Annotated in this window: 23 protein-coding genes; 12 read left to right on the forward strand and 11 right to left on the reverse strand. The window is 64.4% G+C overall.

Annotation, left to right across the window (positions count from 1 at the left end):
* Positions 1 to 58 precede the first annotated feature (58 nt).
* Entirely contained in the window at positions 59 to 1,261 is a 1,203-nt protein-coding gene (locus tag LT988_RS01880) for an extracellular catalytic domain type 1 short-chain-length polyhydroxyalkanoate depolymerase (RefSeq protein ID WP_232408582.1), read from the forward strand.
* A 265-nt stretch (positions 1,262 to 1,526) separates the two neighbouring features.
* On the opposite strand, the gene LT988_RS01885 is transcribed toward LT988_RS01880, so the two are convergent.
* Positions 1,527 to 2,522: a recombination-associated protein RdgC gene (locus tag LT988_RS01885; RefSeq protein ID WP_232408583.1), complete on the reverse strand. Its 996-nt coding sequence runs from the start codon at positions 2,520 to 2,522 to the stop codon at positions 1,527 to 1,529.
* A gap of 237 nt (positions 2,523 to 2,759) precedes the next feature.
* Here LT988_RS01885 and LT988_RS01890 point away from each other — a divergent pair, with 237 nt between their 5' ends.
* Positions 2,760 to 4,040 carry an HlyC/CorC family transporter gene (locus tag LT988_RS01890; protein WP_232408584.1) on the forward strand — a complete coding sequence of 427 codons (1,281 nt, stop codon included), beginning with the start codon at positions 2,760 to 2,762 and terminating at the stop codon, positions 4,038 to 4,040.
* An 87-nt stretch (positions 4,041 to 4,127) separates the two neighbouring features.
* Here LT988_RS01890 and radA read toward each other — a convergent pair whose 3' ends face one another.
* Positions 4,128 to 5,489: a DNA repair protein RadA gene (gene radA, locus LT988_RS01895; protein ID WP_232408585.1), complete on the reverse strand. Its 1,362-nt coding sequence runs from the start codon at positions 5,487 to 5,489 to the stop codon at positions 4,128 to 4,130.
* A gap of 285 nt (positions 5,490 to 5,774) precedes the next feature.
* Here radA and LT988_RS01900 point away from each other — a divergent pair, with 285 nt between their 5' ends.
* From LT988_RS01900 to LT988_RS01915, 4 genes are all read left to right on the forward strand, one after another.
* Positions 5,775 to 7,043 carry an SAM-dependent methyltransferase gene (locus LT988_RS01900; RefSeq protein WP_232408586.1) on the forward strand — a complete coding sequence of 423 codons (1,269 nt, stop codon included), beginning with the start codon at positions 5,775 to 5,777 and terminating at the stop codon, positions 7,041 to 7,043.
* 252 nt (positions 7,044 to 7,295) lie between these two features.
* On the forward strand, positions 7,296 to 8,312 hold the full coding sequence (locus LT988_RS01905; RefSeq protein ID WP_232408587.1) for an NAD(P)/FAD-dependent oxidoreductase: 1,017 nt from the start codon (positions 7,296 to 7,298) through the stop codon (positions 8,310 to 8,312).
* Between the two features lie 34 nt (positions 8,313 to 8,346).
* Positions 8,347 to 9,294, forward strand: coding sequence for a DUF808 domain-containing protein (locus tag LT988_RS01910; protein ID WP_232408588.1), 948 nt, complete (start codon positions 8,347 to 8,349; stop codon positions 9,292 to 9,294).
* A gap of 43 nt (positions 9,295 to 9,337) precedes the next feature.
* Positions 9,338 to 9,964 carry a histidine phosphatase family protein gene (locus LT988_RS01915; protein ID WP_232408589.1) on the forward strand — a complete coding sequence of 209 codons (627 nt, stop codon included), beginning with the start codon at positions 9,338 to 9,340 and terminating at the stop codon, positions 9,962 to 9,964.
* A gap of 185 nt (positions 9,965 to 10,149) precedes the next feature.
* Here the strand turns inward: LT988_RS01915 and LT988_RS01920 are convergent, their stop codons facing one another.
* Both LT988_RS01920 and LT988_RS01925 read right to left on the reverse strand, forming a co-directional pair.
* Positions 10,150 to 10,800 (reverse strand): ferritin family protein, encoded by a 651-nt coding sequence (locus tag LT988_RS01920; protein WP_232408590.1) that lies wholly within the window; start codon positions 10,798 to 10,800, stop codon positions 10,150 to 10,152.
* A gap of 139 nt (positions 10,801 to 10,939) precedes the next feature.
* Positions 10,940 to 11,404: an NUDIX domain-containing protein gene (locus LT988_RS01925; RefSeq protein ID WP_232408591.1), complete on the reverse strand. Its 465-nt coding sequence runs from the start codon at positions 11,402 to 11,404 to the stop codon at positions 10,940 to 10,942.
* A 384-nt stretch (positions 11,405 to 11,788) separates the two neighbouring features.
* Here LT988_RS01925 and LT988_RS01930 point away from each other — a divergent pair, with 384 nt between their 5' ends.
* The 5 genes from LT988_RS01930 (at position 11,789) to LT988_RS01950 (ending at position 17,015) form a co-directional block, all read left to right on the forward strand.
* On the forward strand, positions 11,789 to 12,661 hold the full coding sequence (locus LT988_RS01930) for a TauD/TfdA family dioxygenase (RefSeq protein ID WP_232408592.1): 873 nt from the start codon (positions 11,789 to 11,791) through the stop codon (positions 12,659 to 12,661).
* Positions 12,662 to 12,780: 119 nt separating this feature from the next.
* Complete coding sequence (locus tag LT988_RS01935; RefSeq protein ID WP_232408593.1) at positions 12,781 to 14,979, forward strand: TRAP transporter permease; 2,199 nt, start codon at positions 12,781 to 12,783, stop codon at positions 14,977 to 14,979.
* Between the two features lie 129 nt (positions 14,980 to 15,108).
* Positions 15,109 to 15,546 carry a universal stress protein gene (locus LT988_RS01940; protein WP_007194312.1) on the forward strand — a complete coding sequence of 146 codons (438 nt, stop codon included), beginning with the start codon at positions 15,109 to 15,111 and terminating at the stop codon, positions 15,544 to 15,546.
* A gap of 49 nt (positions 15,547 to 15,595) precedes the next feature.
* Positions 15,596 to 16,603: a TAXI family TRAP transporter solute-binding subunit gene (locus LT988_RS01945; RefSeq protein WP_232408594.1), complete on the forward strand. Its 1,008-nt coding sequence runs from the start codon at positions 15,596 to 15,598 to the stop codon at positions 16,601 to 16,603.
* Between the two features lie 220 nt (positions 16,604 to 16,823).
* Positions 16,824 to 17,015 carry a YgaP family membrane protein gene (locus LT988_RS01950; RefSeq protein ID WP_232408595.1) on the forward strand — a complete coding sequence of 64 codons (192 nt, stop codon included), beginning with the start codon at positions 16,824 to 16,826 and terminating at the stop codon, positions 17,013 to 17,015.
* A 56-nt stretch (positions 17,016 to 17,071) separates the two neighbouring features.
* On the opposite strand, the gene LT988_RS01955 is transcribed toward LT988_RS01950, so the two are convergent.
* Genes LT988_RS01955 through LT988_RS01975 form a run of 5 tightly spaced genes read right to left on the reverse strand, consistent with a single transcriptional unit; the run spans position 17,072 to position 22,840 of the window.
* Positions 17,072 to 17,806 (reverse strand): LrgB family protein, encoded by a 735-nt coding sequence (locus tag LT988_RS01955; RefSeq protein ID WP_232408596.1) that lies wholly within the window; start codon positions 17,804 to 17,806, stop codon positions 17,072 to 17,074.
* On the reverse strand, positions 17,799 to 18,176 hold the full coding sequence (locus tag LT988_RS01960; protein ID WP_232408597.1) for a CidA/LrgA family protein: 378 nt from the start codon (positions 18,174 to 18,176) through the stop codon (positions 17,799 to 17,801). The genes LT988_RS01955 and LT988_RS01960 overlap by 8 nt, the downstream gene beginning before the upstream one ends.
* Before the next feature lie 31 nt (positions 18,177 to 18,207).
* Positions 18,208 to 19,317, reverse strand: coding sequence for an osmoprotectant NAGGN system M42 family peptidase (locus LT988_RS01965; RefSeq protein WP_232408598.1), 1,110 nt, complete (start codon positions 19,315 to 19,317; stop codon positions 18,208 to 18,210).
* Positions 19,318 to 19,322: 5 nt separating this feature from the next.
* Positions 19,323 to 21,044 carry an N-acetylglutaminylglutamine synthetase gene (ngg, locus tag LT988_RS01970; RefSeq protein WP_232408599.1) on the reverse strand — a complete coding sequence of 574 codons (1,722 nt, stop codon included), beginning with the start codon at positions 21,042 to 21,044 and terminating at the stop codon, positions 19,323 to 19,325.
* A 20-nt stretch (positions 21,045 to 21,064) separates the two neighbouring features.
* Positions 21,065 to 22,840: an N-acetylglutaminylglutamine amidotransferase gene (locus LT988_RS01975; RefSeq protein WP_232408600.1), complete on the reverse strand. Its 1,776-nt coding sequence runs from the start codon at positions 22,838 to 22,840 to the stop codon at positions 21,065 to 21,067.
* Positions 22,841 to 23,450: 610 nt separating this feature from the next.
* Here LT988_RS01975 and folE point away from each other — a divergent pair.
* Positions 23,451 to 24,089, forward strand: a complete 639-nt coding sequence (gene folE / locus LT988_RS01980) for a GTP cyclohydrolase I FolE (protein ID WP_232408601.1) — start codon at positions 23,451 to 23,453, stop codon at positions 24,087 to 24,089.
* 143 nt (positions 24,090 to 24,232) lie between these two features.
* Here the strand turns inward: folE and LT988_RS01985 are convergent, their stop codons facing one another.
* Both LT988_RS01985 and LT988_RS01990 read right to left on the reverse strand, forming a co-directional pair.
* Positions 24,233 to 25,309, reverse strand: a complete 1,077-nt coding sequence (locus LT988_RS01985; protein WP_232408602.1) for a 3-deoxy-7-phosphoheptulonate synthase — start codon at positions 25,307 to 25,309, stop codon at positions 24,233 to 24,235.
* 309 nt (positions 25,310 to 25,618) lie between these two features.
* Positions 25,619 to 26,164, reverse strand: a complete 546-nt coding sequence (locus tag LT988_RS01990) for a DUF3782 domain-containing protein (protein ID WP_232408603.1) — start codon at positions 26,162 to 26,164, stop codon at positions 25,619 to 25,621.
* Positions 26,165 to 26,261 lie beyond the last annotated feature (97 nt).

Raw genomic sequence — 26,261 nt, forward strand, 5'->3', positions numbered from 1 at the left:
CACGCAGGACCTCCGCAGACACTGCCGCGCCGACAGGCTCGATTCGAGGATCCAACCCATGCCCCGTGTGCCCAAGATCGACATGGCCGAGGTCACCCGCCTCACCCGTGAAGGGCGGCTTCAAGAGGCGATGGGGTTGCTGCGCGGTGCAACGCTCGATGCGCCCGGATCGGACGGCGGGCGCACAGGCTCGGCGCCCGATTCCGATCGCGACCCGAGCGCCGAAGAGCATTCGGCCGAGCATCGGAGTATCCCCGGAATGCCGGAGATCCCGCCGGCGCTGCGCGGACTGCTGGATCGAATGAAGCAACGTGTCGGCGAGCACATCCCCGGGCGGATCGCCCGACCGCCGATCGCACCCGAGCCGGCGGCTCTTCCGGAGGGGGCCCGATTCGAGGAGCATCTCTATTCCGACGCGGCGGGCACGCTCGTCTACAAGCTCTACATCCCGAGCGGCTACCACAAGCAACCGTTGCCTTTGGTGGTGATGCTGCACGGATGCAACCAGTCGCCCGACGACTTTGCCGCGGGAACCCGCATGAACAGCCTGGCCGAGCAGGAGTTGTTCCTGGTCGCCTATCCGGCGCAATCACTCTCGACCAGCGCAACCAAATGCTGGAGCTGGTTCAACCCCGAAGACCAGCAGCGCGGTCGCGGCGAGCCTGCGCTGATCGCGGGCATCACCCGCGAGATCATGCGCGATTACGCTGTGGATCCCGATCGCGTCTACATCGCCGGACTCTCCGCAGGGGGTGCTGCCGCATCGATCATGGGGGCCACTTACCCGGACCTCTACGCCGCCATCGGAGTGCACTCAGGACTGGCTTACGGCGCGGCCGACGACATGGCATCGGCACTCGCGGCGATGCATCAGGGCGGAATGCCCACATCCTTCGCGGATCAGCGATACCGCGGATCCGACGGCACGGCGCCCTTGGTCCCGACCATCGTCTTCCACGGTGATTCCGACAGCACGGTCAACCCGGTCAACGCCGATCAGGTCATCGCCGCTTCTCCGGGGGTCGCGCAGTTACGTGAATCGCGCATTCCGGGTGAATCGGCCGGGGGAATCCGCTACACCCGCAGCCTCTACACCGACGAGAACGGTCGCGCGCCGCTGGAGCAGTGGATCCTGCACGGCGCAGGCCATGCTTGGTCGGGGGGCAGCCCCGACGGCTCCTATACCGAGCCCCGAGGATCAGACGCAAGCCGGGAAATGCTGCGGTTCTTCATGCAGCACGCCCGCAGCGCCGCAGCCTGAGCGCAACCGCGCTCAGGCTGCGGCGCTGCGGGCGATTGGAATAGACCTTTTGCGGCACGAACCGGACCAGCTTATGCCGCCGGTGATCAGCGGTCGGTTTTCGGCGATCGGAAGGAACGAATTCCCTTGCCCCGGACTGTGCTTCTGCCGAGCCGTGCGAGGCACAAAGTGCTCTTCCTAAACCGCGTTCCCGCTGAGCGCCGTGGATGCACCAAACGTCGAACTCACGCCAAAGTGAGCATCTGGCTCTGGACGCGGTTTAGGTTCACTCGACCCACGGCGGCGGCTCCGCCGACGAAGGTGCGCTCACCGCGGGCGCCGTTTCGGTCTGCGGAACCGGAGCCGGCGTGCCCCCTGCATCCTCGTCGCCGACGAGGCCGAAGATCGCGTCCAGCCGTGCGATCAACTCGCGCAGTTGCAGTGAGAGGATGGCGAGCTCGGCGTCCATGCGCGCCGCGGGCTCGAGGTCGCCGTCGTCGAGCTCGTTGAGCAGGGCATCGCCCACGCGCAGGCGTTTCAGCGACATGTCCTCGGCCAAGACGAAATCGAGCCGCTCGTCCCAGCTCAGAGCCAGCTTCAGCACCTGCTTGCCGACACGCAGATGGGCGAGGATCTCTTCGCTGCCGAGATCCTGTCCGCGACAGCGGATCAGGCTCGCCGTGTCGCTGACGTCGCGTAGCTCGCAGGCATCCCCGATCTGAAAATCACTCGGCGCATCGCCGTTCAGCAACCAACCGGTCATCACCTTAGGCGGCTCCATCCGAGGAGCAGGGGGACGGGCCGGAAGGGTCTCGATGGTCTCGCGCAACAGCGAGATCACCTCCTCGGCCTGCCGATCGCTCCCGGAGTCCACCACGAGCCAACCCGCCTCGGTGTCGACATAAAGTAGCGTGCGGCGTGAGCGTGTAAAGGCCCGCGGGAGCATTTCGGCCATGATCTGCTCGCGCAATCGACGTCGTTCGGCACGGCCCACGTCGCGAGCCTCCGCCGTCTCGAGATCGTTCACACGCTCCTCGAGGGCCTCGGCGACCGCGGCCGAGGGGAGCAGGCGCTCCTGCTTGCGCGCGCAGATCAGGAAACAGCCCGAGACCGCATGAACCAAGGCCGTCGAGCCATCGCCGAGCGGCGCAGACCAGCCCATCGTCGCAGTCTCGAGGGGACCGCAGGGCCGAAAACGACGCTCGTCGAGACGGGTCTCGAGTGCGTCGGCATCCAGACCGAACGGGCGTCCCAGTCGATACAGTCGTACATTCTTGAACATTTTCAGCCCCGGTCAAAAAGGCCGGGATTATGACCGAGCCTCGCCGAACTGCAAGCGCCGGGGCGTGCTGTCGGCGCAACGGGTCGCCAATCCGCGCAAGCGACCGGGATGGCGATGGAGGTCGGAATGCGGGTGCACACCGACCCGAAAACACGGATTCACAACGCGCCCGGCATGCCGTGTTGAAGCCGGTATACTGTGTCCCAGATCGACCCATCGCCAAGCTCGGAATCCAAGGTGGATGAACTCTCGTTACCCGGCCTGTTTCTCGCGTTGCTCCTGTTGCTCATGCTCTCGGGCTTCTTCTCCGGATCGGAGACGGCCCTGCTCACCATCAACCGCTACAAGCTCAAACACCTGGCGGACGGCGGTCACCGGGGCGCCCGCATGGCGCGCGCGCTGTTGGAGAGACCCGACCGCTTGATCGGGCTCATCCTGCTCGGGAACAACTTCGTCAACATCATGGCATCCTCCCTGGCGACCATCATCGCCTTGCGTCTCGGTGGCGAGGCAGCGATCGGAATCGCCGCCGGGCTCTTGACCCTGGTCATCCTGATCTTCGCCGAGGTCGCGCCCAAGACCTATGCCACGCTGCATCCGGAGCGCCTCGCCTTTCCGGCGGCCTACGTCTACAAGCCGCTCCTCAAGCTGCTCTATCCGATCGTCTGGTTCGTCAATCTCTTCACCAACGGTCTGCTCCGGCTGATGGGGATCACGCCGGAAGGCGCACCGGGCACGGCGCTGAGCCGCGAGGAGCTACGGACCGTGGTCAGCGAAGCCGGTGCCATGATCCCCGAGCGCAGCCGCTCCATGCTGCTCGGCATCTTGGATCTCGAGCGCGCCACGGTCGAGGACATCATGATCCCGCGCAACGAGGTGGAAGGGATCGACATCCAGGACAGCGAAGACGAGATCCTGCACGCCATCGGCAACTCCAGCTACACGCGGATGCCGCTCTTCGACGGCAGCATCGACAATGTGATCGGCGTCTTCCACGCCAAGCATGCCCTGCATGCACTCCTCGAGCAGGGCCTGGGCAAGGAGCATCTGCGTGCGATCGCGCGCGAGCCCTACTATGTCCCCGAAGGCACGCCGCTCTACCAGCAGCTACTCAATTTCCAGCGCGGGAAGCGGCGCGTCGGTCTGGTGGTCGACGAATACGGCGATTTTCTCGGACTCATCACACTGACCGATCTGCTCGAAGAGATCGTCGGGGAGTTCACGACCGACCCGGCGGACAGCATCCCGGAGATCCATCGCGCCGAAGACGGCAGCCTCTTGGTCGACGGCAGCATCACCGTGCGCGATCTCAACCGGGCGCTGCGCTGGACACTTCCCACCGACGGCCCCCGAACGTTGAACGGGCTGATCCTCGAATACCTCGAGACCATCCCCGAGCCCGGTACCAGTCTCAAGCTGCACGATCACCCGATCGAGATCCTGCAAACGGCGGACAACGGGGTGAAGACCGTGAAGGTCGTCACCCGTCCGGCCCGCAAGGCGCGGACGCTCGTTTAAACCGCGTCCAGAGCGAGATGCTCACTGTCGAGTGAGCTCAAGTTACGGTGCATCCACTGCCCTTAGCGGGGACGCGGTTTAATCGCCTCAGACCCCGTCGAGGGCCTCGGCGAGGGTCTTCACGGCCGTGATCTCCAACCCATCCACACCCTCTTTGGGAACATTCCCGACCGGTACGATGGCCCGACGCACACCGTGCTTGGCTGCCTCGCGTAACCGATCCGGACCATTCGGGACCGGACGCACCTCGCCCGAGAGGCCGACCTCGCCGAAGACCGCGAGGTCCAACGGAAGCGGCCGGTCCCGATAGCTCGACAGCACCGCCATCACGAGCGGCAGATCGACGGCGGTCTCGGTGATCCGCACCCCGCCGACCACGTTGACGAAGACATCCTGGTTGAACATGGCCACCCCGCCGTGACGGTGCAGCACCGCCAGCAGCATCGACAGGCGGTTGCCGTCGAGCCCCAAGGCCACCCGTCGCGGATTGGCGAGCGGGCTCTCGTCCACCAGCGCCTGCACCTCGACCAAGAGCGGGCGCGTCCCCTCGCGGGTCACCATGACCAGACTGCCCGGGACCGCCTCGTCGTGGCGAGAAAGAAAGATCGCGGAGGGGTTCTTCACCTCGCGCAGGCCGCGGTCGCCCATCGCGAAGACCCCGAGCTCATGCACCGCGCCGAAGCGATTCTTCACCGAGCGCACCAGGCGAAAGGCGCCGCCGGGCTCGCCCTCGAAATAGAGCACGGTGTCGACCATGTGCTCCAACACTCGCGGTCCGGCGAGCGTGCCGTCCTTGGTCACATGGCCGACGAGGAAGACCACCGTATCCCGCTGCTTGGCGAATCGGACCAGCTGCGCCGCCGCCTCGCGCACCTGCGAGACAGAGCCGGGGGCAGACTGCAGCGCATCGGTATAGAGGGTCTGGATGGAATCGACGACCAGCACCCGCGGCCGTTCCTGCGACGCGGCCGCGAGGATCGACTCGACGTTGGTCTCGGCAAGCAGACGGATGCCCTCGCCCGCCAGTCCGAGCCGATGGGCGCGTAGCCCGATCTGCTGGGGCGACTCCTCGCCGCTGACATAGAGCACCGGCAGGTGGCGTGCAAGCGAGGCACTCGCCTGCAGCAAGAGGGTCGACTTGCCGATCCCCGGATCCCCGCCGATCAAGACCACCGAGCCCGTCACCAGGCCGCCGCCCAACACGCGATCGAGCTCGCCGATCCCGCTCTGGATGCGCACCCGATCTTCGGGGCTGACCTCGGCCAAGCTCTCCACGCGCGGTGACTCGGCCGCGCCCGCGTAGCCGCCGCGCACGGCGGGACGTGCGATCTCCGCGGTCTCCACCATGCTGTTCCAGGCCCCGCAGTCCGGGCACTGACCCGCCCACTTCGGCTGACGCGCACCGCAGGCGTTGCAGACATAGCTGCTGCGGGTCTTTCGGTTGCTCATCTGAGAGGTCCGTTCGGATCAATGCACACGCGCCATTGTAGGCCGATTCGGCTCGGCGAAGCCGTAGACGGGTTGACCGTCCGGCGCGCTCGGGGTGAAACGGCCCCGAGCCGATCTCACCTCCGCGCGCTGCGCCGTTCGGAAGCGCTCTTCGCGATCCTGTTCGCCCGGCACGACCCTTGACCGAAACCCTCCCGAACACTACTTTTTTCCACGTAAAGACTTTGAATTCCCCGTCCTTTACACGTCGGCGGCAACGCCCGACCAAGCGCGAGGATATGCAACATGAAGTCTGACAAGAACCCATTATCGAACGGCGCCGCATCGGTCGATCGGGGCACATGGACAGACACCGACAGCGTATGGCCGATAGAGACCTGGCTGTTCAATCGATTCATGCAGCTCATCGGGGAACCCGCCATCAGCGTCGTCTTCTGGGATGACCGGGAGCACTACCGGTGTCCTCGGGCCAACCCGGTCGCACGCATGCGCTTCGCCGACCGATCCACCTTTTGGCGACTCTTCGCCAATCCGAACCTGGAGTTCGGGGACGGCTACAGCTCGGGGCGCATACGCATCGAGGGGGACTTGGTCGCCTTCATCGAAGCGCTCTACGAGGCCAAGATCAAGCGGACCCGGCCCGGCATCCTCCAGCAGTTCGTCAAGCGGGGATTCGTCCGAGCGCGACGCAACAGCCTCACGGATTCGCGAGACAACATCCAACATCACTACGATCTGGGAAACGACTTCTATCGACTCTGGCTCGACGAAGAGATGGCCTACACCTGCGCCTATTTCGCCGATCCGAGCGTCACCCTCGAGCAGGCCCAGGCCGCGAAGCTCGACCATATCGCGCGCAAGTTACAGCTGCGACCCGGCGAGGAGGTGGTCGAGGCCGGCTGCGGTTGGGGCGGCCTTGCACGGCACTTTGCGCGTCGTTACGGCGTTAGAGTCCGGGCCTACAACATCTCGCCCTCGCAGATCGCCTATGCGCGCGAACGGGCGAAGGCCGAGGGGCTGGCCGACCGGATCGACTATATCGAGGACGACTACCGCAATATCCAAGGGACCTACGATGCCTTCGTCTCGGTCGGCATGCTCGAGCATGTCGGTGCCGAGCACTACGCGACCTTGGGCCAGGTTGTCGATCGCGTCCTCAAGGACGACGGACGCGGCCTGATCCATTCGATCGGCCAAATCCGCCCCGAGCCGCCCAGCGCCTGGAACGAACGGCGTATCTTCCCCGGGGCCAACCCTCCGACGCTGCGCCGGATGATGGACATCTTCGAGGGTCCGGGTCTCTCGGTGGTCGACGTGGAGAACATCCGACTCCACTACGCCAAGACGATCGAGCATTGGCTGGCCCGTTACGAGGCCCATGAGGCGGAGGTCCGCGAGATGTTCGACGACTTCTTCGTCCGGGCGTGGCGGCTCTATCTGGCAGCGTCGATAGCCAGCTTCCGCGCCGGCGCTTTGGAGCTCTATCAGGTTCTATTCTCTCGCCCGGGAAAGAACGACATGGCCTGGACACGTGCTCACCTCTATCGGGATTAAACCGCGTCCAGAGCGGCACGCGTCGTTTTCGCTGTGCGTTTGGCTTCGGAGATATTCTCGATCCCTGTGAGACGCGGTTTAAAATTTCAGATTTTGAATGCCTTAAACCGCGCCAACTCCGAGAGCCGTCGGAGCCGGTCCGGCCAAATCACTCCAACAAACGACGCATATCGCAATGGGCGCGGTTTAAGCGTCCGCGCATCCGGCAGGCGGCGACCGACCCGACAGAGGAGATCCTCGCGAGGACGGCTCATGATCAAGACGAACGTCATCATCGTCGGCGGCGGGCCCGCGGGCTCGTCGTGTGCCTGGCAGCTGCGCCGGCGCGGTCTCGATAGCCTGATCCTCGACAAGGCGGTCTTCCCGCGACCCAAGCTCTGCGCCGGTTGGATCACGCCGGAGGTCGTCGCGGATCTGGAGATGGACATCGCGGCCTATCCGCATCGCCTCCTGACCTTCGAGGTGACCCGTGCACACCTGTTCGGCATCGGTCTGACGATGCGATCGCCGCAACACTCGATTCGCCGCGTCGAGTTCGACCACTGGCTGCTCGAGCGTTCGGGGGCCGAGGTCATCAGGCACCAGGTCAAGCACGTCGAGCGCACGCCGAACGGCTACCGTATCGATGACCGCTTCGAATGCGTGGCACTCGTCGGGGCCGGCGGCACGGCATGCCCGGTGTATCGATCGCTGTTTCGCGAGATCAATCCGCGGGCAAGGGGGCTGCAAGTCGCCGCGCTGGAGCAGGAGCTGCCCTACACCTGGCAGGATCGCGACTGTCATCTGTGGTTCTTCGAGAAGGGCCTGCCGGGCTACAGTTGGTATGTCCCCAAACAGGACGGCTATCTGAATCTCGGCGTCGGGGGCATGACGCAGCGTATGCAGGATACAGGCGCGAGCATTCACCGACATTGGGAACACTTCGTCACCTCCTTGCGCCGGCGCAAGCTGATCGACGAGGGGTTGGCGCTCGAACCCTGGGGCTATTCCTATTACCTGCGCGACGGGGTACAGAAAATCCGGCACGAAAACGCCTTCCTGGTCGGCGATGCCGCCGGGCTCGCCACCCGCGACATGGCCGAAGGTATCGGTCCGGCGATCCGCAGCGGGATCCTGGCGGCCAACGCCATCGCCGACGGCGGCGAATACAGCCTGGAATCGGTCTCGCCCTACAGCTTGGGTGCAGGTCTGCCGCGCCGTGCGTTGGAATACGGGCTGTCGAGGCGGTGGGCCGCGAGTCCGGCCGCCAAGGTGCATGATCCAGGTTAGAATTCCCTCACCTCAACCCAAGCGACGAGATCCCATGGCCGGGGCCAGCCTGCTGACACTGCTCGACGATATCGCAACCGTCCTCGACGACATCTCGGTAATGACCAAGGTCGCCGCGCGCAAGACCGCGGGCGTGCTCGGCGACGATCTGGCGCTAAACGCCCAGCAGGTCCTCGGGATACGCGCCGAGCGCGAGCTGCCGGTGGTCTGGGCAGTGGCCCTCGGCTCGCTCAAAAACAAGCTGATCCTGATTCCGGCGGCGCTCCTCATCAGCGCCGTGGCACCCTGGGCCATCACGCCGCTCCTAATGCTCGGCGGGGCCTTTCTCTGCTACGAGGGCTTCGAGAAGCTGGCCCACGCCTTTCTGCATGCCGAAGAGGAGGATGACCGTCATGCGGAGCTGACGCGGACCCTCCTCGACCCGACCGTCGACATGGCGGCCTTCGAGAAAGACAGGATCCGTGGGGCAATCCGCACCGATTTCGTGCTCTCGGCCGAGATCATCGTCATTACGCTCGGGATCGTCGCCGGCGCCTCGTTCGGCGTGCAGGTCGCGGTCTTGACCGGCGTCGGTTTCCTGATGACCGTCGGCGTTTACGGCCTAGTCGCGGGCATCGTCAAGATGGACGACGCAGGGTTCTACCTGCAGCAACGCATGGGCGAGGATATCGGGACGCGAATCGCGCGTCGGTTCGGTGGTCTGCTTCTTGCCGCTGCACCGCGCCTGATGCGCATCCTTGCGGTCGTCGGGACCGCAGCCATGTTCCTCGTCGGAGGCGGGATCCTGGTCCACGGGACCCCGGGAACCCACGACATCCTGCATCTCTTGAGCCATGGCGCTGCCGCTGTTCCGGCGATCGGCCCATTCCTGGAGGTCCTGGCCGCACCGCTGTTCAATGCGCTGGTCGGCGTGCTTGCAGGCGCCGTCATCCTCGGAGGCATCACCGCGGGCTCACGCGTCGTCGGTGCTTTCCGAACCTGAGTCGGCGACCGTCCCATTCGGAGAACGCAGAGAGAAACCCGCGATGCTGTCGACACCCCTGATGCGCACTCGGCTTTTCGGATACCGCAGCCGCTGTCTCCTGTTTGCGGTCCTTTGGGGGATCCTCGGCTCGGCGGCGACCGCAGCGCAGGATGTGAAGGACGTGGATCTTGCCGCACACATGCGGAACGGCGGTGCGGTTCTGCTGCTGCGCCACGCCTCCGCGCCGGGGACGGGTGATCCGGAAGGATTTCGTCTTGACGACTGCGCGACCCAGCGCAACCTCAGCGACGCCGGGCGCGAGCAGGCAAGATCCATCGGGGCTTGGCTGCGCGCGCGCGGGATCGAGCAAGCGCGGGTCTACTCAAGCGAATGGTGCCGGTGTTTGGAGACCGCCGAACTGTTGGGGCTCGGGCCGGTCACGCGGCTACCGGCCCTCAACTCCTTCTTCGCGCGCCAAAAGGATCGCGAGCCAAATCTGGTCGCACTCGAGGCATTCCTCGAAGACCAACCCCCGAACGGCGAACCCATCGTGCTGGTGACGCATCAGGTGACGGTCACGGCGCTTACCGGCATCTATCCCGCCTCGGGAGAAGCGGTGCTGATGCGGCTGTCCGATCAGGATCCGGGCAAGCTCAAGACGCTCGGACGGATGAGCTTCGGTCCCTGACCCCGACACAACACGACCAGGGGCCAGTATTCATAAGAGCGGCCCGTCGGAATAAGCGCCCGGGGTGGACGAACGGTGTAGGGTGGACAAGCGCAGCGCAGTCCACCAGCGTCGGTGCAGGACCGCGTGGACTTCGCTCCCGCTCTTCCACCCTACGGGCGCTCGCCCACCCTAAACCGCGCGAGTCAGGCCGCAGCCGCCAGCCCGTCCGGACCCAGGCGCGCCTTCAGCTCCTTGATCCGCCTCGGGACGGACTCGGGGTGGCTCTGCGCGCCCTTGAGCTGCTCGGCGAAGAGCTCGGTCTCCGCCCGGCCAACCTGCGTGAGCAGTCGACCGAAGATCACGTTGACCTCGCCGGCCTCCAGCTCGTTCGTCACCTTGAATGCCTCTTCCAAGTTCATCTCGGGGACGCGGTGCTCGACCTCGCGCAACGCGTTCAGTGATTCGCGCATCTCTTGGTCGCGCACACTGGGCACGAACTCCACCTCGCGGTTCACGGCGACCTGGTGGAGACAGGCGAGCATCAGCCGCCCGTGCTCCATCTCCTCGTCACGCAGATCCAGGAAGAAACGGTGCACGTCGGGATTGGATTTGAAGCGCTCGGCCATGGCCGCGTAGATATGCGCCACTCGGAACTCGAAGAGTGCCGAAAGCTTGTAGGCGTTGCCGACGGCACCGGGCATGGGCACGCGCCGCGCCTGGTACTTCTCGGCGATACGCTGCAGCAGCGTCTTGTCCTTGCTCAACAGCATCCCGACGAAGACATCGAGTCCGAACAGTTGAATGATCTTGACGGGGTGTTTGAGGCAGAAGCCTCGGTCGATCACGGCTTGCATCTGGGATCTCCGGTCTCGGTTCCGATTCGCCCGTTCGGCGCGGTCTGTCCGGACGAGTCGACGGGCGGACAGCCGTCCGTGTCGGATTGGGTTGTCCTCGAATCAGGATAGCCGATTCGCGCAAGGCGCATGAGCCGAATCATTCCCGGCCGCCGGCCCGGTCGCCATCGAGCCGCAGCGGTGCCGGCAAGCCCTCCGCTCGATAGCGGCGATAATCCGCCAGCACCAGGGCGTGGTCGAAAGCCAAGACCGGGGGAAGCGCATCCGGTGAAAAGATCTGCAGGGCACGCGCATCGTCCAGCGCCCGCGGCTCGCCCCGCGCCTCGGCCACATAGACCGCGGTGACCGTATGGCTGCGCGGATCACGCGCCGGATCCGAATAGAGCCCGAGCAAGGCACGCAGGGTCACCGCGAGCCCGGTCTCTTCGGCGGCCTCTCGGATCGCCGCCGCCTCCATGCGCTCGCCGACATCCACGAAACCACCGGGTATGGCCCATCCGAAAGGCGGATTGAGACGCTCGATCAGCACGACGGGGCGGCCGGGTCGGTCGATCAGCTCGATGATGGCGTCGGCGGCAAGCAAGGGGGTGACGGGAGCAGACATCGGGGCTTTCCTGGCAATCGGGTCAATCGTGATGCGGCCACTGTAACGCGTGCCGCGACATCGTCCAACGACTGTGCCTGTCGGGGCGAGTCCGGTTTCTCCCCATTGAATACCCCACGCATCGTCACCCCTCTGCACCCGGGGCTTCCAACCCGAAGCCGGCCGCATCCACACCGGTCAAGGTTCGACCACCGCCGAGATCGGCTCCGCTCACCCGCGGCTTAGCCGATGCCCGCACAGCTTATCCACATGGGCAGACACAGGCCCCGGGGACAATCGGTGAAGGGTCCGATGCCGCTGCGTCTCGATACAACTGACACGGATCAATGCCGGAAGGCCCCGCAGCGGCTAGGGTCCGATCCCCGACACCTTGCGGAGATCCCGGTGAGCAACCCCTTCGACCTCGACGACGATCATGCCTATCAGCGCTGGAAAGAGCGCAAGCTCGCCGCCGCCCCGACCGCACTGAAGGACCTCGTTGTCGAGATCGGTGATCCGCGCGCGCTGAGCGACGCCGAGCATGCAGCCATTCTCGAGCGCTGTCGCCGAGCCAACATGGCCATCTACATCGGCACCACCGGCGACGACCCGGACAAGGCGATCCCGATCACGCTCGGCGCACGCTTCGGCTTGCACCGGCTCGACCACAACCGCGGGGCCGACGAGGATGCCGTCACCTCGCTCACCGTGCAGACCGACGCCGCGCACCGCAACTACATCCCCTACTCCAATCGCCCCATCGCCTGGCACACCGACGGCTACTACAACAGCCCGGAGCGGCAGATCTACGGCCTGCTCCTGCACTGCGTCCAACCCGCCGAGACGGGCGGCGAGAACGCCCTGCTCGACCACGAGATCGCCTATATCCTCATGCGTGATCGCAACCCGGAGCATCTCCGCACCCTGATGCACCCGGCCTGTATGACCATCCCCGCCAATGTCGTCGACGGTGTCGAGCTCCGTGCTCAGCAGACAGGACCCGTCTTCTCGATCCGCCCGGACGGACGTCTGCACATGCGCTACACGGACCGCAGCCGCAACATCTCCTGGCGTGACGATCCTGCGACCGGAGCTGCCGTGACCTGCCTCAAGGAGATCCTGCGGACGCAGTCGCCCTGGCACCTCGAAGGTCGACTCGAGTCCGGCTGGGGTCTGATCTCGAACAACGTTCTCCACACCCGCACCGGCTTCACCGACGGTCGGACGCCACGCCTGTTGTATCGCGCTCGCTATTACGACCGTCTCGCCGAGACGTGACGAACGCGCATAGCGGCAGAGTCGACTCCCGTTGACGCCTAGGCCGCGATGCGGCACCCTCGCCTATCCCCCGATAGGACGCCGTAACGGGGCCATAAAAAAACCTTGGGGTAATTACAATGGCGCAATCGGATCAGTCGCTCGATGGCCTGAACAGCGAGGAGCGCAAAAAGGTCCAGGAGTTGATGCAGAAGGATGCAAAGGCGGAGCGACGGGTCCGCGGACCCTGGCTCTGGCTGACATCGCTGTTGGGTGCGGCGATGGTGTTGATCTATTTCTACGGCGCCGGGTTTCAGGCGCTCGACACCCAATATCACTTGGGCGTCTATGTCCTCATCACCTTTGTCCTGGTGTTCCTGCTTTATCCTGCGGGCGGACGCTTTGCCGTCGGGACCATGTCCGTCTGGACCGCCGCGATGCTGGCGGTCTTGGTCAGCTGTTTCTGGGTCTTCGACTCCCCCACCGCCTTCTACGACCAAATCACCCTCTTTCGCGAGACCTGGGAATACGACGGCTTCGCGAAGGCGTGGGCCGATGACTTCGGCGCACTGCGGACCTCGCTGATCCTGGTCCTGCCGTTCGCCGTCGTCCTGTTGCCGCTCGATCAATGGCTGGCCCGACGCTTCCGGCAAAGCCCCACCGCGAGCGATGTCCTGATGGCGGCGATCGTCGCCGGCACCGTGGTCTATTGGATCAGCCAGTTCGAGGCGCTGAACTACCGTGCCGGTGCCGAGAATCAGGTCGACATGCTGGTGAGCATCATCGGGTTGATCTTATCGCTGGAGGTCTGCAGACGGGTGCTCGGTTGGTCGATCACCTTGATCGGCATCGCCATGATCGCCTTTGCACTGTTCGGACCTTACCTGCCCGAGCTCTTCGCGCATCGCGGCTTCCGTTTCGAACGACTGGCGACCTCGCTCTTTCTCACCACCAACGGGGTCTTCGGGGTGATGGCGAGCGTGCTCGCCACCTATGTGATCCTCTTCATCTTCTTCGGCGCCTTTCTGCAGAAGTCCGGAGCCGGCAAGTTCTTCATCGATCTGCCATTGGCGCTGACCGGACGCTCGACCGGCGGACCCGCAAAGGTCGCGGTCGTCTCCTCGGCGCTGTTCGGCTCGGTCTCCGGCAGTGCGATCGCGAACACCGTCTCCTCGGGCTCCTTCACGATCCCCATGATGAAGCGCGCGGGATTCAAGCCGCATGTCGCGGGGGCGATCGAGCCGGCTGCTTCCATCGGCGGCATGTTCCTGCCTCCGATCATGGGTGCGGGCGGCTTCCTGATGGCGGAGCTGACCGGGATGCCCTACTCGCAGATCATGCTCCTGTCGGTCGGCCCGGCCATCCTGTATTTCCTTTCGGTCTTCTTCATGGTCCATTTCGAGGCCAAGAAGCAGGGTCTGGTCGGTATCCCGGGCGAAACGATCCCGGACTGGAGGCCGGTGCTCAAGAGCGGCTGGTTCTACGCGCTGCCGTTGGTGATCATCACCGCCTTGATGCTGATGGGCCGCTCGCCCGGCAATGCCGCCTTCTGGGCCACACTGTCCTGCATCCTGGTGAGCTGGGTACACCCGAGCACGCGGATGGGGCCACGCGCGATCTGGGAGGCCATCCAGCTGGGTGCGCGCAACACGCTGATCATCGGTGCAACGCTGGGCGTGATCGGCATCATCGTCGGCGTCATCTCCCTGACGGGGATGGGGCTGAAGTTCTCGGATCTTGTGATCTCGATGGCCGGCGACAGCCTGTTCCTGGCCCTGGTGCTGATCGCGATCGCCTCCTTGGTGCTCGGCATGGGCGTGCCGGTGACCGCCGCCTACCTGATCGTCGCGGTGCTCGCGGTGCCGGCACTCGGGCATTTCGGCGTGGCGGCCATCGCGGCGCACATGATCGTCTACTGGCTGTCTCAGGACTCCAACATCACCCCTCCCGTGTGTGTCGCGGCCTATGCGGGGGCGGCCATTGCGGGGGCCGACCCCTGGAAAACCGGCTGGACGGCCTTCCGATTCGCCAAGATGCTCTACGTCATGCCGCTGTTGTTCGCCTACGTGCCAGCCATTCTCCTGGACGGAACGACCTGGGAGATCGTCAGTGCCTTCTTCTCGGCGACCTTGGGAACAATCGCGTTCGGTGCCTTCGCCATGGGCTTCCTGCGCCGCAGTACCACGCTCGTCGAATGGGTGGTGTTGGGGATCGCAACCTTCTTGCTCTATTGGCCGGGATTCGTCACGGACGCCGCCGGGTTGGCGCTGGTTGCACTGGTCTGGTGGCTGCAACGCGATGCCGCTTCAACACCTTTGAGCCCCGCCGTAAGGACCTAGATGAGCGGGAGAACTGCGCGCAAGACCAGAACACGGGGTCCTTCGCCGCGGAGGTCTTCGCCGGCATCGGCGGAGACACGTCGCGTTCCGAAGACCCGATCCGTTTTCTCCAACCGCAGGTGAATCCCGATGGCCGAGATCAAGACCCTACTCTTCGCAACCGATTTCTCGAAAGGCTCCGCCCGCGCATGCGATCTCGCACGCTCCTTGGCGGATACCTGCGGGGCGTCCCTGACGCTCCTGCATGTGATCAACGAGTTTTCCGATCGTAATGCACGCAAGGTCTCCGCCGAGGTCTACGAAAAGCTCGCGGCGGAAATCGAGAAACATGCCGTCGAGGACATGCAGGAGTTTCGTGACCGCTATTTCAAGGACATGCCGGTCACCACCGCGATCGCGGTCGGCAAGAGCCACGAGGAGATCATCCGACAGGCCAAGAAGATCGGCGCCGACTTGATCCTGATGGGAACCCAGGGCCGCGCGGGAATCGAGAAGATGCTGATGGGCTCGACGGCCGAGAGGGTAGTTCGCAGCTCGCCTATTCCGGTATTGACGGTCCGGGAATAAGATTGAGCGGCAGCACGAGTATCAATTCACACCAATGAGGAAGCGACGAATGAAAGAGACCAGAACCCAAACACGCAAGCTCAAGGCCTTCACGGGTGTCGCCGTCGCCGCAATGGCCGTCGTCATCGCAACCGCGCCGATCGCGCAGGCGACGGTTCAACGCCTGGCCTTCTCGGGCGGCCCTGACGGGGGCACCTTCCAATTCTTCTCCAACGGGATCGCGACGCTGCTGTCGCGCAACGTCGAGGGCGTCGACGTCTCCAATATGGCCTCGGCAGGCTCGGTCGAGAATCTGCGACGCGTCAACTCGCGCGATGCAGACTTCGGAATCGTCTACTCGGGCGACCTCTATCTCGGCCTGAAGGGTGAATTGACCAACGACACGACGAAATACCGCAACGCACGTGCGGTCTCCTTCCTCTACGGCGCCCCGGCCCATCTCATCGTTCTCGAGAGCTCGGGGATCACCGACGTCGCCCAACTCGAAGGCAAACAGGTCGCCGTCGGACCGGCCGGTTCGGGCGCCGCGGCATCCGCTCAGCGCTTCTTCGAGAGCCTGGGCCTTTGGGACAAAATCCGTCCGCAGTTCATCGGATACAACCAAGGCGCATCCGCCTTGGGCGACCGCCAAATCGACGCGCTCTGGGTCTTCGCCGGCTTTCCGAACGCCTCCGTCATTCAAGCGGCGACCAGCAACAAGATCCGCCTGCTTCAGGTCTGGGAGGCCGCCCAACAAGGCAGTCTGCCGCAGGATCATCCCTACTACGTAAAGGTCACCATTCCGGCCGAGACCTATTCGGGCGTGGACTACGACGTCGAAACCATCTCCGACGGTGCGCTCTGGGTCGCCGGCCGCCATGTCCCCGACGAGCTCGTGTACGAGGCGCTTGGCGAGGTTTACTCCGAGGACGGTCTCGCCTTCATGCACAGCGTCTCCAAGGCCGCGACCGCCATGACCCTAGAGAGCGGCTTGGAGGGCGTGGCCACACCCGTGCACGCCGGTGCGCAAAAATTCTGGACCGAGAAAGGCAAAACCCTGACCATCGCCCAGAAGTAAGCCGCACTGCTCGGTGCGCTGCCGCCTCAAGCGCGCACCGAGCAGGAGGTCTCGAGGACGGGTCATCCGAAGGGTTTCGCGCAAACCCTGCAAAGTGTATGGTTACGCCGCGTGACGACGTCACGACAGTGTCGAGTCGGTTCGCCCTCAAGCACCCAGGCGATCGGAGGGCGCATCGACATCGAATCCTCACAGACCATCACTGCAAGAGGTGCCTCGCATGGAATTAACCAAAAACATCGGTGAGAAAGACCGTAAGATTCGACTTGCCGCCGGCGTCCTGATCATGCTCTGGGGCGTGTTCGCCGGCACCTGGCTCGGCCTCCTCGGGCTGGTCCTGATGGGAACCGCATTCGTGCGGTCCTGCCCGGCCTACAGCATCATGACGATGAGCACCGTCGAGAAGCAATAGATCGCTCTCGTCTCGCGCGTCGCTTTCCCGCGGCGCCGCGCAGGGCCCGACTCCGCTCATCCGCCCGCCAATCCGAGCCAGTCCAATACAGAAGGCAGCAGCGCGGCAGTCAAAAAGGCCGACAGCGCCATCGCCAGACCCGAGAAGGCACCCATCGTCGGGCTGACCTGGAACGCCCGTGCGGTCCCGATACCGTGCGAGGCGACGCCCATGGCGACCCCTTTGACCGCATCGTCGCGAATCCGCAGCAGTCTCAGCACGCCGGTGCCGAAGACCGCGCCCACGATGCCGGTACTCACCACGAGAACCGCCGTGAGCGACGGGATCCCGCCGAGCTTCTCCGAGATGCCCATCGCCACCGGTGCCGTGACGGATTTGGGTGCCAGAGAGATCTGAGTGGCGGTGTCGGCACCGAGCCAGGCTGCAAGCCCGATTGCACTCAAGCTCGCGGTCAGCACCCCGACCAGCAGGGCCGCACCGATCGGCACGGCCAGGGCACCGAGCCGCTCGCGCTGTCGATACAGCGGGATGGCCAGCGAGACCGTCGCCGGACCGAGCAGGAAGTGGACGAATTGCGCGCCGTCGAAATAGACCGCGTAGGGCGTCCCGGTCAGCGTCAGGATCCCGATCAAGAGCGCGACCGCCACCGCAACCGGATTCAGGAGCGGATTGCTGCGCCCGAGCCGATACAGCCGGTCGGCCGCCAGATAGCAGACCAATGTCGCCGACAACCACAGCAGCGGCGAGGCCGCAAGATAGACCCAAATCTCGGTGAAGGGAGCGTCAGTCACCGACGGCACCGCGACGACGTCGGCTGACCGTCGCCAGGAGCCGCTGCGTGCCAGCCATCGTCAAGGCCGTGACGGCGAGCGTGACGAGTGTGCCGAGCAGCAGCGCCGCTGCGATTGCGGGCCACTGACCCTGAATACGCTCCCAGTGCAACATCACGCCAACCCCGGCGGGGACGAACAAGAGCGAGAAATGCGCGAGCAATGCATCGGCCGTGCGCCCGACCTCCTCCGAGACCCCGCCGCGCAGGAACAGCCACACCAGCAGAAGCAACATCCCGAGCACAGGCCCCGGGACGGGCAAACCGGTCAGCAGCACGACGGTCTCACCGGCGAGCTGGCAGAGTAGGATCAGGGTCAGGGCCTGCAGCATCGTCCTATCCGCGTCTCGACCGATCCGCGTCTCAACCGGGCTGAATCGGAAAGCCCGTGCGCGGACCCATCTCGAAGCGATCGCGGTTGAAGAGCGGCGGACCCTGCATATAGACGCTCACGAGCCGAGCGAGCGACTCCAGCGCATCGAAGTGGATGCGCTCGTACCCGTGCGAGGCATCGATACCGAAGGTCACGAGCGCGGTTCGCACGTCGTTGCCGGCGGTGAGGGCTGCGGCACTGTCGGAGCGATAGTATTTAAAGACGTCGCGCTGATGCGGAATCGCGAACTCCTGGCAGAGCTGGATGATGCGATGAGTCAGGTGATAATCGAAAGGGCCGACCTCGTCTGCCATGGCGATGGTCACGCCGAATTCGCTCGAATTCTGCCCCGGAGCCGTCGTACCGTTGTCGATGGTCAGCATCTCGGCCACGTCCTGCTGGAGCGCGGCCGACGCCCCGGACCCCACCTCCTCTGAGATGGTGAAGAGCGGATGACAGTCGACCGGGAGCTCAAGCCCCTCGCGCCGCACCGCCTCGATCGCCGCGAGCAGGACCGCGGTGCCGGCCTTGTCGTCGAGATGGCGTGAGTTGATGAAGCCGGTGTCGGTGATCTCGGGATTGGTGTCGATCGCCAGGAAATCGCCGACATGCACGCCCAGACGCAGGAGGTCGTCGATATTGCGCACCCGCGCATCGATGCGAAACTCCACGAAATCCCAGCCGCCGGGCTGATTGTCGATCTCGGGGGCGAAGGTGTGGCCCGACGCTTTGAGCGGCAGGATGGTCCCGCGCCACTGGCAGTTGTCGGTGAAGAGCGTTGCACGCGCGCCCTCGGCAAAGCGCGCATTCCAGTGCCCGACCGGCACCAGTTGCAGACGGCCGTTCTCCTTGAGCGACTTCACCATGGCGCCGAGCGTGTCGATATGGGCCACGATGGCGCGGTCGGGCTGGGAGACGTCGCCGCGCAGGGTCGCGCGGATGGCGCCCCGGCGGGTCAGCTCGAAGGGGACCTCCAAGCGCTCGAGCTCCTCGCACACCAGATGAACCACGCGGTCCGTATAGCCGGCGGGACTCGGCGTATGCAGTAGCTTGAGCAGGATCTCGACCAGGTATCGCGTATCGATGGCGGGCAACTTCAAGACTTTCACTCCCGGGCGGCGGTCTGAGGGAACAGTAGGTCGACGAAGCGCTCGGCGGTCGGTTGGGGCTCGTGATTGGCCAAGCCGGGCCGCTCGTTCGCTTCGATGATCACATAATCGGTCCCGCGCACCGAAGGCACAAGGAAGTCGAGACCCGTGACCGGGATCGCCAGCGCCCGGGCCGCGGCAACGGCGGCCTTGCCGAGAACGGGGTTGAGTTGTGCGGTGACGTCGTGGATGGTCCCGCCGGTGTGAAGATTCGCGGTCTTACGCACCGCCAGCACCTCGCCCTTCGGCAGGATCGCCTCCAGGTCGTAGCCGGCGGAGACGACGCATCGCTTGGTCTCGTCGTCCAGCGGGATGTTGCTCTCCCCGCCCGTTGCCGCGCGACGGCGTCGGCTTTGGGCCTGAATGAGGTCGCGTACGCTATGCTGACCGGTTCCGGTCACCTGCGCCGGTCGACGGATCGCGGCGGCAACGACCTTGTTGTCGATGACAACGATGCGCAGGTCGTCGCCCGCGACATATTCCTCCAGGATGACCTGATCACAGACCCGCCGCGCCGCGGCGATCGCACGCTCGAGGGTCTCGGGATCGCGCACGTCGACGCTGATCCCGGCACCCTGCTCGCCGCGCACGGGCTTGACCACCACGCGGCCGAGCTTGGAGAGAAACGCCTCGGCCTGATCCAACGCCTCGAAACGCGTCTGCTCCGGGACCCGCAGACCGGCGTTGCGCAACAGCCGATGGGTGACCGCCTTATCGTCGCAGCGACTCATGGCCACCGCGCTGGTCAGCTCGCTGAGACTCTCGCGACACACGATGCGGCGTCCACCGAGCACAAGGGCGAAATAGCCGCCCTCGGCATCCAGCACCTCGACCGCGATCCCCCGCCGTCGCGCCTCGTTGACGATGATGGTGGCGTAAGGATTGAGCTTGGTCTCCGGCTGCTGACCCATAAAGAGCGGCTCGTTGTATGCATTCTTGTTCTTCAACGCAAAGGCCGGAATCCGCTCGAAGCCGAGCTTGCGGTAGAGCCGGATCGCCCGGGTATTGTCGTGAATGACCGAAAGGTCCAGGAAGCCGCGACCGCGCGCCTGATAGTACTCGATCACTTGTCGCACCAAGGCGTCGCCCACGCCCGGGTATGGCGACTGCGCATCGACGGCAAGTGCCCAAAGGCTTGCACCGTTCTCCGGATCGGAAAAAGCCGCCACGTGATCGACGCCGTTCACCGCGCCCAGGATCCGGCCGTCTTGCTCATCCTCCGCCACCCAGTAGCTGAGGATCTTCGAGGTGCGTTCCGACCAAATGAAGTCCGCACTCGGCGACACCATGCGACGCATGATGTAGAGCCGATGAATCGCCTCGGCATCTTCACGGTGATTGAGCAACCGGACATGAAACCCTTTAGGCCGACGCGGCGAGCACTGATAGCGCTCGAACCAGAGCCGAAAGGTATGTGACGGATCGAGAAACAGGTCTTGAGGCGCGTAGGAGAGCACCACGTGCGGATCGCTCAAATAGAGCGCGACGTCGCGTTTGCCGCGATGCTCCTCCTGAAGCGCCTCAGCGATGGCCTTGGGGTCAGTGAAGGTCTGACCGAAGAGCAGACGCCCCCATCCGCAGTCGACGATTGCGGGCTGACCGAGCGCCTGATCCGCGCGCGGCCGGCGGTCCCAATTCTTGAGCGACGGAGCACGACTGCGCTCGAATCGATGACGCATCCGATCTCTGCTCATGAGTGTCAGACCCCTTGTTCCTGCAGCCACATCTCCAACAGCGCGACCTGCCACAACTTGGAGCCGCGCAGCGGGGTTAGATGATCGTCCGGCGCCGCCAACAGCTCCTCGATATAGGCCGGTTGGAAGAGACCGCGCTCGCGGGCGCGCGGGGAATGCAGCAGATCGCGCACGGTCTCCAAGACCTCACCGCGCAAGTACTTGAGCGCCGGCACCGGGAAATAGCCCTTGGGCCGGTCGATGACCGACGTCGGAATCAGACGTCGACCGATGGCCTTGAGCACGCCTTTGCCCTCGTCGCAGAGCTTGTGCTGATCGGGCATGCGCGCAGCCAGCTCGACCAGCTCATGGTCCAGGAAGGGCACACGGGCCTCCAGCCCCCACGCCATCGTCATGTTGTCGACACGCTTGACCGGGTCGTCGACCAACATGATCTGCTGGTCGATCCGCAGCGCCTTGTCGACCGGCGCATCCGCACCGGCGCAGGCGAAATGCGCGGCAATGAAGGCGCGGCTCGCGTCCTCGCCGTGAAAGCGCGGATCGACCGCGCGCCGATAGTCCTCATGCGTGCGATCGCAAAAGGCCTGCGCATAGTCGGCGACCGGATCCGTGCTGCCGAGCATCGGCGGATACCAGTGATAACCGGCGAAGACCTCGTCCGCACCCTGCCCGCTCTGCACCACCTTCACATGCTTGGCAACCTCTTGGGAGAGCAGATAGAAGCCGATGACGTCGTGGCTGACCATAGGCTCTGCCATGGCACGCACGCAGTTGGGCAGCTCGGGCAGGAGACGCGAGGCCGAGTCGACCCGGATCTTGTGGTGACGGGTCGCGAAGGTGTCGGCGATGATGTCCGAGTACTGGAACTCGTCGCCCACCTCGGAGCCGACGGTCTCGAAGCCGACCGAGAAGGTGTTGATGCCGCGCTGGCCTTGCTCGGCCAATAGGGCCACGATGAGGCTGGAATCCAACCCGCCGGAGAGCAACACGCCGACATCGACATCCGCCACCAGACGGCGCGCCACCGCGGTGCGCAGCGCCGACAGAGTGAGCTCTTGCCAATCCTCGAAGGACAGATCGCGTTCTTCGGGGCGCGGCACGAAGTGGATATCCCAGTAGCAACGGTCACGTTGGCGCCCGTCCCGCTCGATGGTCCGAATCGTCGCAGGCGCGAGCTTGCGCACGCCGCTCAGGATGGTATGCGGCGCCGGAACCACGGCGTGGAAATGCATGTAATGATGCAGGGCGACCGGGTCGATCTCGGTGGAGACGCCCCCGCCCGCAAGCACCGCCGGCAAGGTCGATGCAAAGCGCAGCCCGCCCGGCACCTCGGCGTAATAGAGCGGCTTGATCCCGAGGCGGTCGCGGACCAGGGTCAGTCGTCCGGAGTCCCGCTCGGCGACGGCGAAGGCGAACATGCCGTGGAAGCGATCCACGCAGGCATCGCCCCAGGCATGAAACGCCTTCAGGACCACCTCCGTGTCGCCATGCGAGAAGAACCGATAGCCTTTGCCTTCCAGCTCGGCACGCAGCTCTTTATAGTTGTAGATGCAGCCGTTGAAGGCGACCGAGAGCCCCAGCTCGCTGTCGACCATGGGTTGCGCCGCATGGTTGCTGAGGTCGATGATCGAGAGCCGGCGATGCGCAAGCGCGACCCGTCCCTGCTGCCAGAGGCCGTTGCCGTCCGGACCGCGCGGGATGATGGCCGCACTCATGGCGCTCAAGGCGCCGAGGTCGATCGGGTTGTCGTCAAAGCGGATCTCACCGCAAAGTCCACACATGAGGCTCTCCTGAAGGTCCGGAGTACAGGAGGCCATCGGCTGGAAGACGCGGGAGCACGCGGACGTGCGTCGGCGTCGCCCTGGCTCGGTCGCTGCACTCGGATGGCACGAAATCGATTCGGGTGGGGCGGTTTATGGGCGAGAGGCGCTTAGGGATCGAACCCGACGCAGGGATCGGAGACACAGGACCGGCGCCGTTTGAAGGCGATACTGAAGCGGGGTGGAAAGACCTGCGGAATCGGCATCGTCGTTTGTCCGCTGATCTGGAAATTCACGATGAACACGCATAGATGATACCGAATGCGGGCGCTTCTGGCCACCGCGCGACCACCAGGGAAGCGCCGGAACACCCGCCGAACGAACGCGGCGGATCGCCTCGTGCAGCACGGCAGATGTGCGGAGACCATTCGTAGTCGTTGTCGTCATCGTGGTCGCACCGATGGTCGATGACGACAGCGAGAATGACAATGATCTTGGACGGTCTCGGAGTCTCTTCACTGCTCCACGCGTTCCATTTGTCCGGCGCGGCCCCACCCTCTTGTCCAGAATCTGTTCAAGTCGACATCCGGCGAGCGCCGAGTCACATCACCAGGACCATTTAGGCAACACCATGGCAGAGAAACCCAAGCTCACTCAGGTTTTCACCAACAGCCATTACGCCGGAAGCTTCGAGGCGGAATCCGACGAGGAGGTCTACGACGCCCGCAAAGAGTCGCTCGTGAAAAGCATGCTCGGCGAGATCGGCGAAGACCCGAACCGCGAGGGTCTGCGCCGCACCCCCTTGAGGGTCGCCAAAGCCATGGACTTCCTCACCAGCGGCTACTCCATGTCCGCCGAGGAGATCATCAAGAAGGCCCTCTTCGAGGAAGACGTCAGGGAGATGGTGGTCGTGCGCGATATCGAGTTCTACTCGATGTGCGAGCACCACATGCTGCCGTTCTTCGGACACGCACATGTCGGCTATCTGCCCAACGGCAAGGTCGTCGGTCTGAGCAAGATCGCCCGCGTGGTCGACGTCTTCGCGCGACGGCTGCAGGTCCAAGAACGCCTGACCAGCCAGGTCGCCGATGCCCTCATGGAGCACCTCGAGGCGCACGGTGTCGCCGTCGTCATGGAAGCCAGTCACACCTGCATGATGATGCGCGGGGTACAGAAACAACGCAGTTCGACCGTCTCCAGTGCCATGCGCGGAACCTTCGAGACCGATCCGCGCACCCGCTCCGAGTTTATGTCGTTCATCAAGGGCTGATTGCGGTGCGTCGGACCTGAGTCCGACCCGGCCGGCGGCTGTCCTCGGCGACCCTTGTCGGGCTGAAGCCCGACCCACAGGCGGTTGCGGGGCAATCCCTGAGCCGGGGGATGCTCGAACCGATCGGGTGAATCGCGTAGCGTTCAGATCATGCGGCGCGACAAAACGGCGTCGGGCAGCGCTGCGTGCGCGTCGCGGATCATCCGCTCGGTCGTCGCCCAGTCGACACAGGCGTCGGTCACCGAGCAGCCGTATCGCAGCTGATCGAGATCCGGCGGGATCGACTGCTGCCCGGCCTCGATGAAGCTCTCCACCATCAGACCGACAATCGAGCGGTTTCCGCCGTAAATCTGATTCACGCAATCGTGCATCACCAGCGGCTGAAGCTCCGGTTGCTTGAAGCTGTTGGCATGAGAACAGTCGATCACGATGTTCGCGGGTAGACCCGCCTTGCTCAACGCCTGCTCGGCCATCGCGACACTGACGGTGTCGTAGTTGGGGCGATTGCCCCCGCCGCGCAGCACCAGATGTCCGTAGCGGTTGCCGCGGGTCCTGACGACGCTGGTCAAGCCTTGCGCATTGATGCCGAGAAAGCTGTGTGGCTGTGCCGCCGAGAGGATCGCGTTGATCGCGGTGTCGACCGAGCCATCGGTCCCGTTCTTGAATCCGACCGGCGTCGACAGCCCGGAGGACATCTCCCGATGGGTCTGCGACTCCGAGGTCCGCGCACCGATCGCCGTCCAACAGATCAGGTCCCACAGATATTGCGGGGCGATGGAATCGAGCGCCTCGGTCGCGGTGGGCAGACCAAGCTCGGTGACCTCGAGCAGGAATTGCCGCGCCTTTTCCATGCCCTCGGCGATGCTGAAGGTATCGTTCAGGTTCGGATCGTTGATGTAGCCCTTCCATCCCGTGGTCGTGCGCGGCTTCTGGAAATAGACCCGCATCACCAACACCAAACGGTCCGAGACCGCATCGGCCAAGGCCTTGAGCCGCCGCGCGTAATCCAGACCGGCGACCGGGTCATGGATCGAACAAGGCCCGACGACGACAAAGATCCGAGGATCACGCCGACCCAGGATCGCCTGCAGGGTCTCGCGACCTGCAAGCACGGTCGCCGATGCTGCATCGGAGATCGGCACGGCACGATGGATCTCCAGCGGAGAAGGCATCGGATCGAAGCCGCTGACGTTGAGATTTTCCGTTTTCTGCACGGGCATTCACCTTGGAATTCAAACGAAGGGCCGGGGTCTCGTCGACCCAACGGCCGGGCACGAGGATTCTCCGCGGTAGCGCGGATCCCTGTCCATGAGAAAACCGGCCTTTGACCCTCAAGCGCCGGGGCATTGCGCAATCCACCTCTCTGGCGGATCCTGATCGCCGCCGGAAAATGGCTATAAAGCCTCTTTCAGGGCCTCGCTCATTCAACCGAGCCCAGTACGGTATACGTCATGCGTTGGACGGGTTTGGCCGCGCCAGCTTCAGCAGGATGACCACCCAATCGTTCTCGCGCTGTAATCCTGTGTCGATCAATACGCGATCGGCTGAAAATCCGCCGGAACATCGAGCTCGAAAACCTGATCATGGATGCGGGCCACATAGAAGCCTTCGCGCAGCGCCCGCTCGCGCAGCTCGGCCGAAAGATCGACGGCGGCGAGGATGCCGTAGAGCCGTTTGTCGCCATGCTCGGGGAAAAATTGCCGAAAACGCGTCAGCAACGCCTTCATTTGGGCGATCGACTCCTCGCGCGCGTGGCTCTTCACCTCCACCACGTAAGCCGCATTGATCGGACCGTTGGCATAAGAAAGCACATCGATTTCAAGGTGCCGGCCGTCTTTGGTGACGCGCACGCTGGGGCTGACCACCTCCATGCCGAAGCGCGTGCGCAGGATGTTTTCCATCGAGGGCAAGGCCAGACCTTCGGTGGAGCTGCCGAATTTCTCGCCTAAGCCGCCAATCTGCTTGCCGAGCTCTCTGATCTGATGATCGGTGTCTTTCATGCGGCGATCGGTCTCCTGCTGCGATTGAGTCAACTCCCGCAACAAGCTCCAAACCTCCTCTGGCGTCGTCGCCATGATCAGTGCCCTCGCGTCGATGCGGCGATGAAAACTCGGAACTGCGCTCCGCGGACCTCGCCGCTTGGGGCGGCGCGGGAGGCGCGGGAGGCGCGGG

This window comes from Thiocapsa bogorovii, from assembly GCF_021228795.1.
Classification (GTDB): Bacteria; Pseudomonadota; Gammaproteobacteria; order Chromatiales; family Chromatiaceae; genus Thiocapsa; species Thiocapsa bogorovii.

Bases quoted from the DNA above. Each gene is read 5' to 3' on its own strand.
- LT988_RS01985 (WP_232408602.1), bottom strand. From the start codon at position 25,309: ATGCCCGTGCAGAAAACGGAAAATCTCAACGTCAGCGGCTTCGATCCG.
- LT988_RS01960 (WP_232408597.1), bottom strand. From the start codon at position 18,176: ATGCTGCAGGCCCTGACCCTGATCCTACTCTGCCAGCTCGCCGGTGAG.
- LT988_RS01910 (WP_232408588.1), top strand. From the start codon at position 8,347: ATGGCCGGGGCCAGCCTGCTGACACTGCTCGACGATATCGCAACCGTC.
- LT988_RS01885 (WP_232408583.1), bottom strand. From the start codon at position 2,522: ATGTTCAAGAATGTACGACTGTATCGACTGGGACGCCCGTTCGGTCTG.
- LT988_RS01925 (WP_232408591.1), bottom strand. From the start codon at position 11,404: ATGTCTGCTCCCGTCACCCCCTTGCTTGCCGCCGACGCCATCATCGAG.
- LT988_RS01900 (WP_232408586.1), top strand. From the start codon at position 5,775: ATGAAGTCTGACAAGAACCCATTATCGAACGGCGCCGCATCGGTCGAT.
- LT988_RS01920 (WP_232408590.1), bottom strand. From the start codon at position 10,800: ATGCAAGCCGTGATCGACCGAGGCTTCTGCCTCAAACACCCCGTCAAG.
- LT988_RS01975 (WP_232408600.1), bottom strand. From the start codon at position 22,840: ATGTGTGGACTTTGCGGTGAGATCCGCTTTGACGACAACCCGATCGAC.
- LT988_RS01880 (WP_232408582.1), top strand. From the start codon at position 59: ATGCCCCGTGTGCCCAAGATCGACATGGCCGAGGTCACCCGCCTCACC.
- LT988_RS01935 (WP_232408593.1), top strand. From the start codon at position 12,781: ATGGCGCAATCGGATCAGTCGCTCGATGGCCTGAACAGCGAGGAGCGC.
- ngg (WP_232408599.1), bottom strand. From the start codon at position 21,044: ATGCGTCATCGATTCGAGCGCAGTCGTGCTCCGTCGCTCAAGAATTGG.
- LT988_RS01940 (WP_007194312.1), top strand. From the start codon at position 15,109: ATGGCCGAGATCAAGACCCTACTCTTCGCAACCGATTTCTCGAAAGGC.
- LT988_RS01990 (WP_232408603.1), bottom strand. From the start codon at position 26,164: ATGGCGACGACGCCAGAGGAGGTTTGGAGCTTGTTGCGGGAGTTGACT.
- radA (WP_232408585.1), bottom strand. From the start codon at position 5,489: ATGAGCAACCGAAAGACCCGCAGCAGCTATGTCTGCAACGCCTGCGGT.
- LT988_RS01950 (WP_232408595.1), top strand. From the start codon at position 16,824: ATGGAATTAACCAAAAACATCGGTGAGAAAGACCGTAAGATTCGACTT.
- folE (WP_232408601.1), top strand. From the start codon at position 23,451: ATGGCAGAGAAACCCAAGCTCACTCAGGTTTTCACCAACAGCCATTAC.
- LT988_RS01905 (WP_232408587.1), top strand. From the start codon at position 7,296: ATGATCAAGACGAACGTCATCATCGTCGGCGGCGGGCCCGCGGGCTCG.
- LT988_RS01915 (WP_232408589.1), top strand. From the start codon at position 9,338: ATGCTGTCGACACCCCTGATGCGCACTCGGCTTTTCGGATACCGCAGC.
- LT988_RS01945 (WP_232408594.1), top strand. From the start codon at position 15,596: ATGAAAGAGACCAGAACCCAAACACGCAAGCTCAAGGCCTTCACGGGT.